Consider the following 12205-nt stretch of genomic DNA (forward strand, 5'->3'; position numbering starts at 1 on the left):
GTGGGGCCGGGCGCGATTGTGGTCACCGGCGAATCCAGCAGGGCGGGAGGCATTTTCGCGGGCGATAACGCGCCGACCGGTTCGGATGTGGTGAGAATCGGGGCGGCAGTACCGATCCCGGTGACCACGGTCAGGGCGAGCAGCGCGAAGAACACCGCGAGAAGACCGCGAATGCGGCCCGAATTCCGTACGCCGCGTGGAAATTTCACACGCCGGGGCTGTGCTCCGGCACGCGGACCGAATATTGCAGGTGTGTCCATCCGGCGTAACCTCGCTGGTTAGATGGTACGGCCCTGCGCCCCCCGGTGCGCGCATGATTCCGTCCTCCGTTTATCGCGGAGCGGACGCCGAGTGTTCACCGACCTAGGATTCATGGGACCATTCGGGACACCCGACCGCGCCGCAAAGGAGAATGGCCGTCATGCATCGTGCCGCGCCGAAAAAAGACATCGATGAGGCCGCACTGACCGTCACGCCTCCGAAAACCGAGGCGGCGGGCATCAAGGCGGTCGCCGTGGCCCTGGAACGCGCCGTCGAGGAGATGGGTGTGGTTCGCACCGCCCGCACGCTGACCCGGGTCAATCAGCGGCACGGCTTCGATTGCCCGGGTTGTTCCTGGCCGGAGCCGAGCGGTATGCGACGGCCCGCGGAATTCTGTGAAAACGGGGCCAAGGCGGTCGCCGAAGAGGCGACCCTACGCACCGTCACCCCGGAATTCTTCGCCGAGCACTCGATCGCGGACCTGGAAGGCAAATCCGGCTACTGGCTGGGCCAGCAGGGCCGCATTACCGAGCCAATGGTGTTGCGCCCCGGCGATACCCACTACTCCCCCGTCTCCTGGGATGACGCCTACCGGTTGATCGCCGAGCATCTGCGCGCACTGGACTCCCCGGATGAGGCGGTGTTCTACACCTCCGGCCGCACCGCCAATGAGACGGCATTCCTGTATCAGCTGCTGGTGCGCAGCTTCGGCACCAACAACCTGCCGGACTGCTCGAATATGTGCCATGAGTCCTCGGGTACGGCGCTGGTCTCCTCGATCGGTATCGGCAAGGGGTCGGTGACGATCGACGACTTCAAGAAGGCCGACCTGATCATCGTGGCCGGGCAGAATCCGGGCACCAATCATCCGCGCATGCTCTCCGCGCTGGGTGAGGCGAAGGCGCACGGCGCCAAGGTGATCGCGGTCAATCCGCTGCCCGAGACCGGGCTCATCGGCTTCCGCGATCCGCAGACCGTCAAGGGCCTCACCTCCGGCATCACCATTGCCGACGACTTCCTGCAGATCCGCCTGGGTGGCGATATGGCGCTCTTCCAGGGCCTGGGCAAACTGCTCTTCGAGGCCGAGGACCGCCGCCCCGGCACCGTCGTCGACCACGAATTCGTCACCGCGCACACCGCCGGATTCGCCGAATACGAAAAGCAGGCGCGCGCCGTCGATCTCGGCGTGGTCGAGGAGGCCACCGGCCTGACCCGCGCCGACCTGGATCGCACCGCGGCGCTGCTGGCCGAGTCCAAGGCCGTGATCATCTGCTGGGCAATGGGTTTGACGCAGCAGGTGCACGGTGTCGCCACCATCGAGGAGGCCACCAATCTGCTGCTCATGCGCGGCATGATCGGCAAACCCGGTGCGGGCGTCTGCCCGGTGCGCGGGCATTCGAATGTGCAGGGCGACCGCACCATGGGCATCTGGGAGAAGATGCCGGACGAGTTCCTGGACGCCCTGGATCGCCGGTTCGGAATCACCAGCCCGCGGGAACACGGCTGGGACACGGTCGATTCCATTCGCGCCATGCGGGACGGGCGCGGCAAGGTCTTCTTCGGCATGGGCGGCAATTTCGTCTCCGCCACCCCAGATACCGGGGTCACCGAGGCGGCATTACGCAATTGTGCGCTCACCGTGCAGGTTTCGACCAAACTGAATCGCAGTCATGTGGTGCACGGTGCGACCGCGCTCATCCTGCCGACGCTCGGCCGCACCGATGAGGATATGCAAGCCGGTGCGCGCCAACAGGTTTCGGTCGAGGACTCGATGTCCATGGTGCATCTGTCCACCGGACGGTTGCGGCCGGTCAGCGGTGCGCTGCGCAGCGAGGTCGCCATTGTGTGCGAACTCGCCCAGGCGCTGTTCGGCCTTGCACATCCGGTGCCGTGGGCGGAGTTCCAGCGCGACTACGACAAGATCCGCGACGCCATCGCCGCAGTGGTGCCGGGTTGCGCCGACTACAATGCGAAAGTCCGGGGGCGCAATGGTTTCCAGCTCCCACACCCGCCGCGCGATGCCCGCGAATTCCGCACCACCACCGGCAAGGCCAATTTCGCGGTCAATGAACTGCACTGGCTACCGGTCCCCGAAGGCCGCCTGATTCTGCAGACCCTGCGCAGTCACGACCAGTACAACACCACCATCTACGGCCTGGACGACCGCTATCGCGGGATCCACAACGGCCGCCGCGTGGTACTGCTACATCCGGAGGACATCGCCGAATTCGGTTTTGTGGAAGACGAACTCGTGAATGTCATCTCCGAATGGACCGACGGCACCGAACGCCGCGTCGAGGGTTTCCGCCTGGTCGGATACGCCACCCCGCGCGGAAATGCCGCCGCCTACTATCCCGAGACCAATCCCCTGGTCCCCCTGGACCATGTCGCGCTGCGGTCGAATACCCCTGTCTCCAAGGCGGTTACCGTTCGCCTGGAGCGTCACATCCATAGGCCGTCGTGAGCCGAGTAACCGCCCGCCGCCGCACGCTGCGCATATCCCCCAACGGTACGGTCGAACGCCCCGACACCCTCGCGGTCGAGGAGCCGCTCGAAATCCGTACCGGCGGTGAGGCATTGACCGTCACCATGCGCACACCCGGCGCGGATATCGACCTCATCCACGGATTCCTGTTCACCGAGGGCATTATCGAAACCGCCGAGGATGTGCACACCGCACGGTACTGCGCGGGCACGGACGAGAGCGGCCAGAACACCTACAACGTGCTCGATGTGCGGTTCCGCACGCCGATTCCGGTGCGCCCGCGCAACTTTCTCACCAATAGCGCGTGCGGGCTCTGCGGTAAGACCGCCCTGGACGAGGTGCGCACCCGCACCCGCCATCCGATTCCCGCCGCGGGTATCGAGGTGAAGCCGAGCGTGCTGAGCACGCTCCCCGCCGAACTCCGTGCCCGCCAGGACCTTTTCGACGCCACCGGCGGCCTGCACGGCGCGGGCCTGTTCACCCTCGACGGGGAGGCCGTGGTGGTGCGCGAGGATGTCGGCCGGCACAATGCCGTCGACAAGGTTATCGGCTGGGCGCTGCGCGAAAACCGTATCCCCGCACACGATTTGATTCTCATGGTCTCCGGCCGGGCCTCCTTCGAACTGGTCCAGAAGGCCGTCATGGCGGGCATCCCGGTGCTGGGCGCGGTCTCCGCCCCCAGCTCCCTGGCCGTGGACCTCGCCGCCGATTCGAACCTGACCCTGGTCGGTTTCCTGCGCGGCGAGTCCATGAACGTCTATACCGCTACGCACCGGATCGTCCTTTGACCGCTGTCTCGGAGAGCGGGGCGGATACGGGCGTGGGCGGCCGGTCGGCTGCTACTCTCCGGAGTAGAACACGTTCCAATTCTTATGGGAGATGCCATGGCAGCGCAGGTCCGCGATGTGGTCGAGCAGTATGTGAAATTGGTGGCCAGCGGGCCCACCGAAGATGTGGTGAATCTGTATGCCGCCGATGCCGTCGTGGAGGACCCGATCGGCAGCGAGCCCCGCAAGGGCCACGCCGCCATTCGCGAGATGTACGCCGCGCTCGAGCATATGCAGGGCCGCGAGACCGAGGTGCACTCCATCAAGATCGCGGGCAAGCACGCCGCCATCTCCTTCACCCTGGTGGGACATTTCGGCGATCAGAAGATGACGCTCTCGCCCATCGATATCATGGAGTTCGACGACGAGGGCAAGATCGTCTCGATGAAGGCGTACTGGGGTCCGGACAATATGGTCATGGGTCCGGCCTGATCCCGACCGGCCTATTGCTCCCCTCCGCTTGCCGAATTACGGTGGCACCGAATGATTCGGCAACGGAACGGGAGGACCGATGCGAATCTCCTTGCACGGCACGGGGAGTGGCATTCGGGTGCGATTGCGCCTGGAGGTGAATCGGCGGCGCTGGCTGGCGCTGCAGATCATGCTGGCGATACTGACGCTGCAGGCCCTGATCGTGGGGGCATGGGCGGTGTTCGCGCCGCACTCCTGGTACACCAGCTTCCCGGGCTTCGGCATGCACTGGGTCGCCATGGACGGCCCGTACAACCATCATCTCGCCTCCGATGTCGGGGCGTTCTTCCTGGCCATGGCCGCGGCGACGGGGGCCGCGCTGTGGTTCATGGACAGCCTGCTGGCCCGCGCCGCCGGACTCGGCTGGCTGGTATTCGGCATTCCGCACCTGATCTATCACACCTTCCACCGGCCCGAGGCGATGGGCACGGCCAGCTTCACCCTCAGCGTGATCGCCGCCATCCTGCTGCCCGCCCTCGGCCTGGCCTGCATACTGGTCGCCCCGCGCGAACGCCGGCCCATTCCGGAGCCCGCCCCCTTCACCCTGAAATTTCCCCGTCGCAGCAGATCAGGGACTCGCCCACCGCGATGAATTTCGCTGCCCGGCACCGTCGTAACAGGTGTAGCGCGAGCACCGATTTCCAAGCAAAGGGATAAAGGTTCAATGGCGAACCACGGGGAGTCAACGGCGATTCCCGGCCCGGGCGCGATCGAGCGATCGATCGTCACCGATTCCACGCATACGACACCGATGAGTTCGGGACGCCCGCTTCGTCAAGACACTCGAAGCGCTCGCACCCGGCGGGCGGACAACCCGCAGGAGGCCCTCGTGGAGCTCTCGGTCACCCAATTCATCACCCTCGACGGCGTGTATCAGGCGCCGGGCGGGCCGCAGGAGGATTCCAGCGACGGGTTCACCCACGGCGGCTGGTCGGCACCCTACGATGACGACGCCTTCGGCGAATTCATGGTCTCGGTCTTCGAGAAGGTGGACGCCTTCATCTTCGGACGCAAAACCTACGAGATCTTCAACAGCTACTGGCCCGAGCACAATGATCCGGCCAATCCCATTGCCGGCAAACTGAATTCGCTACCCAAGTATGTGCCGACCGCAACCCTCGACACCGCCGAATGGCCCGGTACCGAGCTGCTGCACGGCGATCTCGTCAAGGAGGTCACCGAATTGAAGTCGCGGCCGGGACGCGAATTGCAGGTGCACGGCAGTGGCGAGCTGGCGCAGTCGCTATTGGCGAACGGCCTGGTCGACACATTGCACGTGCTGACCTTCCCGGTAATCTTGGGCAGTGGTAAACGGTTCTTCGTCGATGGTGCCGAGCCCGCCGGGCTCGCCCTCACCCAGACCCACGGCACCTCGACCGGAGTGGTGATCAGCAGCTACCGCAAGGTCGGTCCGCCGACCTACGGCAACTTCGAAGCCGAGTGACGCAGGACATAATCCAGCGCGCGTCACGTCCGGCGAGCCTGTCTCGTCCAAGGGATAACACCCACGGATCGAAGGAGACCACCATGGGCGTCACCCGCATTCCCGTCGTCAGCCCCGACAAGGCCGGGCCGCTGACCCGAATCCTGTACTGGTACATGAAACGTCGCTTCGGCGTGGTGCCGGAGCCGTTCGCCGTCATCGCGAATCATCCGGGCATTTTCCTCGCCGCGTCGGTGCACGAGGGTCTCGTCGAACGCGCGTCGACGGTGCTGCCCGCGAATATTCGCGAGATCGCCGTTTACCAGGTGGCACGGACGGTCGGATGTTCGTGGTGCGTGGACTTCGGCACCATGCTCATGCGACTCTCCGATCTGGATGTCGACAAGCTCCGCAATATAGACGAGTACCAGACGAATCCGGCATACAGCGCGGATGAGCGCGCCGCCATCGCGTACGCCGATGCCGTCACCGCCACCCCGCCGACCGTCACCGACGAGCAGGTCACCGATCTGAAGCGGCGCTTCGGCACCAAGGGGGTCATGGAGCTGACCTATCAGATCGCGCTGGAGAACTCCCGCGCGCGCGGGTATCACGCGCTCGGCATTACCGATCAGGGCTTCAGCCAGGATTCCTGCAGAGTGCCCTGGGCTTGACCCGCGGACTGCCGGCCCGAGTCCCGTTGCGCGCGAGCGGGACTCAACTCCGATAGCCACGAGTTTGCCCGATATGTAAGGATCGGAGCATGTCAGCCGATTCCGCACCGCTGTCCGCCCGCTCCGACGACGGCCGATCATTCATGGTCGGGAACGCGGCGGGCAGCGCCTTCGTCGCCGGATCGCTCATCGTCATTGTCGGCGACGGCAGTCCAGCATGCGCTGCGGGACAAGGCCGATCAGCACTGCGGCGAGCGCGAACAACACCAGAATGACCACGGCCGCACCGATACTGCGGCTGGTGAGCAGCACCGACATGGCCACCACCGGACCCAGCTCACCCACCGCACCGTGCGCGAGAATGGCTCGGCCCAAAGGTTTGTCGAGCAGGCCCTCCTGCTTCACGATCGGCAGCGGTGAAATCGGCATTCGAGGCGGACAGGGTGACCATGACAAGCGCGAAAACCAGACACACCACCCAGGTGAACCATGCCGTGCGACCCGAGCGACCACCCAGCAGTCTGGGATCCAGCCCATAACCGGCCAGCAGGAACAGCATTCCGAGCCCGAGCTCACTGATCAGATCCACGCCGCCGGCGGTGCCCGCCCAGCCGAGCGCATCGGTCAATGGTGGCACAGCACCGGACACGCGCGCAGATCCAACTCGCAAGCGACACTCCGGATCTGCCGCCGAACACACGGTGCTGAACGCAAAGCGGCCCCGCGAGAGGGATTCTCGCGGGGCCGTTCGCAGGGCTCGAACTACGCGGACTTCTCGCGGCGCTCGGGCGACTGACGCTTACGCGGGACAATCGTCGGCAGGACATTGTCGTTCACGGTGGCCTCGTTGACGACGACCTTGGCCACATCATCGCGGCTGGGGATGTCGTACATGACCGGCAGGAGGACTTCCTCCATGATGGCGCGCAGGCCACGCGCGCCGGTGCCACGCAGAATCGCCTGATCCGCAACGGCTTCCAGGGCGTCCTGGGTGAATTCCAGGTCCACGCCGTCCATTTCGAAGAGGCGCACATACTGCTTGACCAGTGCGTTCTTCGGCTGGGCCAGAATGCGGACGAGGGATTCCTTGTCCAGATTGGTGACCGAGGCGACGATCGGCAGACGACCGATGAATTCGGGGATGAGCCCGAACTTGATCAGATCCTCCGGCATCACATCGGCGAAGTGATCGGCGGTGTCGATCTCCGACTTGGACCGCACCTCCGCGCCGAAACCGATGCCGCGCTTGCCGACTCGATCCTGCACGATGCGCTCCAGGCCCGCGAACGCGCCCGCGACAATGAAAAGCACATTGGTGGTGTCGATCTGGATGAATTCCTGGTGCGGATGCTTACGACCACCCTGCGGCGGCACCGAAGCCTGCGTACCTTCCAGAATCTTCAGCAGCGCCTGCTGTACGCCCTCACCGGAAACGTCACGGGTGATGGACGGGTTCTCCGACTTGCGGGCGATCTTGTCGACCTCGTCGATGTAGATAATGCCCGTCTCGGCGCGCTTGACGTCGTAATCAGCGGCCTGGATCAGCTTGAGCAGGATGTTCTCGACATCCTCACCGACATAACCGGCTTCGGTCAGTGCGGTGGCGTCCGCGATCGCGAACGGCACATTCAACATCTTGGCGAGAGTCTGCGCCAGATAGGTCTTACCGCAACCGGTCGGACCCAGCATGAGGATGTTGGACTTCATCAACTCGACTGATTCACCACGCGAGTCACGGCCCTTGTCCCCGGCCTGAATTCGCTTGTAGTGGTTGTAAACAGCCACTGCCAGGGTTCTCTTGGCGGCGTCCTGCCCGATCACATACTGCTCGAGGAAGTCGCGGATCTCCGCGGGCTTCGGCAGCTCATCGAGTTTGACCTCGCTGCTTTCAGCGAGCTCCTCCTCGATGATCTCGTTGCAAAGATCGATGCACTCGTCGCAGATGTACACCCCTGGTCCCGCAATGAGCTTTTTGACCTGCTTCTGGCTCTTCCCACAGAAAGAGCACTTGAGCAGATCGCCGCCATCACCGATGCGCGCCATCTCCTGGGTCCCTACTTCCTTGTCCGCGTGCAACCATCTGTCTCGGTTGTCGGCGAATTGCCACCTGTAAAGCGTATGCCGTCCCCGGTGATTGCGGGTACGGCCGGTACGGCGGGTGCCGACAACCACGAGCAAAGGTCCCTAGAGTGACCGTACCCGTTAAGCGCGACCGAGGTCGACAACTTGGGCACGTTTCTCGTTGGACATGTGCGTGGACTCACCCCTGTCCGGGTGACGGGGACGCACCTGCCCCGCCACCCGCCCGCCTCACTTCTGTGCGCTGAGCTTGCGGTACTCGAAGACCTGATCGATGATCCCGTAGTCCTTCGCCTCCGCGGCGGTGAGGATCTTGTCGCGATCGGTGTCCTTGCGGATGACATCCGCGGCCTTGCCGGTGTGGTGCGCCAGCGTGGCCTCCATGAGACGGCGCATGCGCTCGATCTCGGCGGCCTGGATCTCCAGATCCGAGACCTGACCCTGGATACCGCCCGAGGTGGACGGCTGGTGGATCAGCACACGGGCGTTCGGCAGCGCGGCGCGCTTGCCCGGCGCGCCGGCGGCCAGCAGCACCGCGGCGGCCGAAGCGGCCTGACCCAGGCAGACCGTCGCGACATCGGCGCGCACGTACTGCATGGTGTCGTAGATGGCCATCAGCGCGGTGAACGAACCACCGGGCGAGTTGATGTACATCGTGATATCCCGGTCGGGGTCAAGGGATTCCAGCACCAGCAGCTGCGCCATGATGTCGTTCGCGGAGGTGTCGTCCACCTGCGCGCCGAGGAAGATGATGCGCTCCTCGAACAGCTTGTTGTACGGGTTGGACTCCTTGACACCGAAGCTCGAGTGCTCGACGAACGACGGCAGGATGTAGCGCGACTGCGGCATCTGAGAACCGGCAGCCGCGAAGGTGATGCCCGCGGACCGCGGATCCATCATGTTCGACATATGCGTCTCCAAAAAAGTCAGGTGGGTGGGCGACTTCAGCGGTTGGTCTGCGCGGCGCTGGTGATCACCCGGTCGATGAAGCCGTACTCGAGCGCCTCGGCGGCGGTGAACCAGCGGTCGCGGTCGGCGTCGGCGGTGACCTGCTCGACGGACTTGCCGGTGAACTGCGCCTGCAGCTCGTTCATCTCACGCTTGGTGTACGCGAACTGCTCGGCCTGAATGGCGATGTCCGCGGCCGAACCACCGATACCGGCGGACGGCTGGTGCATCATGATCCGGGCGTGCGGCAGTGCGAAACGCTTACCCTTGGTGCCCGCCGCGAGCAGGAACTGACCCATCGACGCGGCCAAACCCATTCCGACCGTGCGGATATCGCACTCGGCGAACTGCATGGTGTCGTAGATGGCCATACCGGCCGTCACCGAACCACCCGGCGAATTGATGTAGAGCTCGATGTCCCTGGTCGGATCCTCGGCCGAGAGCAACAGGATCTGAGCGCACAGCTTGTTGGCGATGTCGTCGTCGACCTGGGTGCCCAGGAAGATGATGCGCTCACGCAGGAGCCGCTCGTACACCGAATCACTGAGGTTCAGACCAGCAGTCGCGGATGTCATGTGCACCCCTGCCTGATTGATTGTCACGGATACCTGCCCTCTCTCACCGGCTCGGTCCCACCAAGCCCTACTGATTCGCTGACACAGACACTAACGAAGCAGGGCGGCACCGAACTCCCGGTACCGCCCTGCTTCGCTCACAGCGCAAAACTTACGGGGTCTTCGCCTCCGCAACCTACCCGGCCTGAGCCGAAACCGGTTGCCCAGCACTGACCTCGGTCTTTACTCGGCCTCGGCCTCGGCGGCTGCGGTGGCGTCGGCGACCTCGGCCAGCTCCTCGGCGGAGATCTCCTCGGCCTCTTCGGCCGGGTTGCCGAACATCTCGGCGGTGTCCACGGTGTTGCCCGCGGTGTCGGTGACGGCGGCCTGTACGACCACACCGGCGAGGGCCTTACCGCGGCGCACATCGGCGAAGACCGCGCCCAGCTGACCGGCCTGCTGGATCTGCTGGATGAACTGATCGGGCGACATGCCGTAGCGCTGCGCCTGGAAGATGATCCGCTCGTACAGCTCGTCCTGGCCGACCTGGGTGTTCTCCGCCTCGGCGACGGCATCCAGGAGCAGCTGGGTCTTGACCGACTTCTCGGCCGACTCCTTGGTGTCCTTGTCGAACTCCTCGCGGGAGGAGCCCTGCGCCTCGAGCGCCTCGGCCAGCTTGTCCTCGTCGTGGTCGAAGCCGTGCACGGCGTCGTGGACGACGGCATCGATCTCGGCCTGGACGACCTTCTCCGGCAGCGGGATCTCGATGGTCTCCAGCAGGGTCTCGAGGACCTTGTCGCGGATGGCACCGGCCTGCTCGACCTTCTTGGTGCGCTCGACGCGACCCTTCAGGTCTTCCTTCAGCTCGTCGATGGTGTCGAATTCGCTTGCCAGCTGGGCGAACTCGTCATCGGCCTCGGGCAGCTCGCGCTCCTTGACCGACTGCACGGTCACGGTGATGACGGCATCCTTGCCCGCGTGCTCACCGGCGACCAGCTTGGAGGTGAAGTCCTTGGACTCCTCCGCCTTGAGGCCGATCAAGGTCTCGTCGAGGCCCTCGATGAGCTGGCCGGAACCGACCTCGTGCGACAGGCCGGTGGTGCTGGCCTCTTCGACCTCGACGCCGTCGACGGTGGCCGACAGGTCGATGGAGACGAAGTCGCCGTCGGCGATGGCGCGCTCGACCGCGGTCAGGGTGCCGAAGCGCTGACGCAGCGAGCTCAGCTGCTCCTCGATGTCCTCGTCCTTGATCTCGATCGGATCGACGGTGACGGCGATGGTCGAGAAGTCGGGGAGAGCGATCTCCGGGCGGACATCGACCTCGGCGGTGAACGCCAGCTCTTCGCCGTCTTCGATCTTGGTGATCTCGATCTCGGGCTGGCCGATGACCTTGACCTCGGTGGCGATGACGGCATCGCTGTAGCGCTTGGGGAGGACGTCATTGACGACCTGCTCCAGCACGGCGCCGCGGCCGACACGGGCCTCGATCAGCTTCGCGGGGGCCTTACCCGGACGGAAGCCGGGGATCTTGATCTGCCCTGCGAGCGCCTTGTATGCCTTGTCGAAATCCGGCTTCAGCTCCTCGAAGGGCACCTCGACATTAATCCGGACCCGGGTCGGGCTCAGCTGCTCGACGGTGCTCTTCACGGACATGCTCCTTGTTCGTTGATTCTTGGTTGACGTCTAGGTTCCCCCCGAACGCATCCCGACCAGGTTAGTCGACCGTTCCGGGCCCAATGCAATCGGATGTGTCAGGGGATCGCGACAACTGATTTGGCAAGTTGGGGGTAACTCCCCGGGTACCCCCAGAACCCAGCCCCGAACCTACCGGCGGCCCGGAACGATGCTGGTGGGGGCACCCAACGACCGGCAAAAGTCACGGGGAGGCGGAGGAGCTCAGACCTTGACGGCGTCGGTGACGAAGACCAGCGTCTCGTACGGCTTCATACCGCGGCCGCCCGCGCCGTAGCCCAGGTCCGGCGGCACGATCAGCAGTCGGCGCGCGCCCTGCTGGACGCCGACCAGACCCTGATCCCAGCCCTTGATGACCTCGCCCGCGCCCAGGGTCAGTGTGAACGGCTCACCCCGGTCGAAGGAGCTGTCCAGCTTCTTCTTGTCGGACCAGGTGATCAGCGAGTAGTTCATGGTCAGCTTCTGACCGGACTGCGCGCCCGGACCGCTGCCCGGGGTCAGGTCCTTGGTGATGAGGGTCTTGGGCGGATCGCAGTCATCCGGGATGGTGATGGTGGGTGCCTTGCCGAAACCGCCGTCGACCTTGATGTCATCGGCGGTGCATTCGCGGCCCTTCGAACTGGTCTGCGCCGCAGCCGAAGTCGTGGCCTTGGCAGTGGTCGTCGCAGCCGCCTTGGTGTCGTCACTGCTTCCGCAGCCCGACATCAACAGCACCGCGGCCACCACCACGCCGATCGCACCGACCTTGCCAACCACGCGCATACCCGCTCCTGCCCAGTCACCGGACGCCG

The 12205-nt window shown here is 64.8% G+C and carries 12 protein-coding genes; 6 read left to right on the forward strand and 6 right to left on the reverse strand.

Annotated elements, in window-relative coordinates; translation table 11 throughout:
• Window positions 1–421 precede the first annotated feature (421 nt).
• From GFY24_RS17330 to GFY24_RS17355, 6 genes are all read left to right on the forward strand, one after another.
• Window positions 422–2725: an FdhF/YdeP family oxidoreductase gene (locus GFY24_RS17330; protein WP_153806073.1), complete on the forward strand. Its 2304-nt coding sequence runs from the start codon at window positions 422–424 to the stop codon at window positions 2723–2725.
• Window positions 2722–3534, forward strand: coding sequence for a formate dehydrogenase accessory sulfurtransferase FdhD (gene fdhD, locus GFY24_RS17335; RefSeq protein ID WP_309230962.1), 813 nt, complete (start codon window positions 2722–2724; stop codon window positions 3532–3534). The genes GFY24_RS17330 and fdhD overlap by 4 nt, the downstream gene beginning before the upstream one ends.
• 96 nt (window positions 3535–3630) lie before the next feature.
• The gene (locus GFY24_RS17340) at window positions 3631–4005 is read left to right on the forward strand and encodes a nuclear transport factor 2 family protein (RefSeq protein WP_153806074.1); all 375 of its coding nucleotides are present in this window, start codon (window positions 3631–3633) and stop codon (window positions 4003–4005) included.
• Window positions 4006–4084: 79 nt separating this feature from the next.
• Window positions 4085–4636 carry a hypothetical protein gene (locus tag GFY24_RS17345; RefSeq protein WP_194852906.1) on the forward strand — a complete coding sequence of 184 codons (552 nt, stop codon included), beginning with the start codon at window positions 4085–4087 and terminating at the stop codon, window positions 4634–4636.
• Window positions 4637–4873: 237 nt separating this feature from the next.
• Window positions 4874–5488: a dihydrofolate reductase family protein gene (locus GFY24_RS17350; RefSeq protein WP_309230963.1), complete on the forward strand. Its 615-nt coding sequence runs from the start codon at window positions 4874–4876 to the stop codon at window positions 5486–5488.
• 83 nt (window positions 5489–5571) lie between these two features.
• The gene (locus GFY24_RS17355; protein ID WP_153806075.1) at window positions 5572–6141 is read left to right on the forward strand and encodes a carboxymuconolactone decarboxylase family protein; all 570 of its coding nucleotides are present in this window, start codon (window positions 5572–5574) and stop codon (window positions 6139–6141) included.
• Between the two features lie 192 nt (window positions 6142–6333).
• Here GFY24_RS17355 and GFY24_RS43735 read toward each other — a convergent pair whose 3' ends face one another.
• The 6 genes from GFY24_RS43735 to GFY24_RS17385 form a co-directional block, all read right to left on the reverse strand.
• A complete protein-coding gene (locus GFY24_RS43735) occupies window positions 6334–6570 on the reverse strand; it encodes a hypothetical protein (protein ID WP_194852907.1) in 237 nt (78 codons plus the stop codon).
• Between the two features lie 333 nt (window positions 6571–6903).
• Window positions 6904–8184 carry an ATP-dependent Clp protease ATP-binding subunit ClpX gene (gene clpX, locus GFY24_RS17365; RefSeq protein WP_153806076.1) on the reverse strand — a complete coding sequence of 427 codons (1281 nt, stop codon included), beginning with the start codon at window positions 8182–8184 and terminating at the stop codon, window positions 6904–6906.
• Window positions 8185–8451: 267 nt separating this feature from the next.
• Window positions 8452–9069: an ATP-dependent Clp protease proteolytic subunit gene (locus tag GFY24_RS17370; RefSeq protein WP_375336061.1), complete on the reverse strand. Its 618-nt coding sequence runs from the start codon at window positions 9067–9069 to the stop codon at window positions 8452–8454.
• Between the two features lie 95 nt (window positions 9070–9164).
• On the reverse strand, window positions 9165–9743 hold the full coding sequence (locus GFY24_RS17375; RefSeq protein ID WP_153806078.1) for an ATP-dependent Clp protease proteolytic subunit: 579 nt from the start codon (window positions 9741–9743) through the stop codon (window positions 9165–9167).
• A 222-nt stretch (window positions 9744–9965) separates the two neighbouring features.
• Window positions 9966–11369, reverse strand: coding sequence for a trigger factor (gene tig / locus GFY24_RS17380; protein WP_309230964.1), 1404 nt, complete (start codon window positions 11367–11369; stop codon window positions 9966–9968).
• A 249-nt stretch (window positions 11370–11618) separates the two neighbouring features.
• The gene (locus GFY24_RS17385) at window positions 11619–12176 is read right to left on the reverse strand and encodes an FKBP-type peptidyl-prolyl cis-trans isomerase (RefSeq protein WP_153806080.1); all 558 of its coding nucleotides are present in this window, start codon (window positions 12174–12176) and stop codon (window positions 11619–11621) included.
• Window positions 12177–12205: the final 29 nt, after the last annotated feature.

Source organism: Nocardia sp. SYP-A9097 (assembly GCF_009649815.1).
Classification (GTDB): Bacteria; Actinomycetota; Actinomycetes; order Mycobacteriales; family Mycobacteriaceae; genus Nocardia.

What these genes read in the sequence shown, in the direction of transcription:
- GFY24_RS17330 (WP_153806073.1), top strand. Translation starts at nt 422, where the DNA reads ATGCATCGTGCCGCGCCGAAAAAAGACATCGATGAGGCCGCACTGACC.
- GFY24_RS17340 (WP_153806074.1), top strand. Translation starts at nt 3,631, where the DNA reads ATGGCAGCGCAGGTCCGCGATGTGGTCGAGCAGTATGTGAAATTGGTG.
- GFY24_RS17345 (WP_194852906.1), top strand. Translation starts at nt 4,085, where the DNA reads ATGCGAATCTCCTTGCACGGCACGGGGAGTGGCATTCGGGTGCGATTG.
- GFY24_RS17355 (WP_153806075.1), top strand. Translation starts at nt 5,572, where the DNA reads ATGGGCGTCACCCGCATTCCCGTCGTCAGCCCCGACAAGGCCGGGCCG.
- GFY24_RS43735 (WP_194852907.1), bottom strand. Translation starts at nt 6,570, where the DNA reads ATGCCGATTTCACCGCTGCCGATCGTGAAGCAGGAGGGCCTGCTCGAC.
- clpX (WP_153806076.1), bottom strand. Translation starts at nt 8,184, where the DNA reads ATGGCGCGCATCGGTGATGGCGGCGATCTGCTCAAGTGCTCTTTCTGT.
- GFY24_RS17370 (WP_375336061.1), bottom strand. Translation starts at nt 9,069, where the DNA reads ATGCCGCAGTCGCGCTACATCCTGCCGTCGTTCGTCGAGCACTCGAGC.
- GFY24_RS17375 (WP_153806078.1), bottom strand. Translation starts at nt 9,743, where the DNA reads ATGACATCCGCGACTGCTGGTCTGAACCTCAGTGATTCGGTGTACGAG.
- GFY24_RS17385 (WP_153806080.1), bottom strand. Translation starts at nt 12,176, where the DNA reads ATGCGCGTGGTTGGCAAGGTCGGTGCGATCGGCGTGGTGGTGGCCGCG.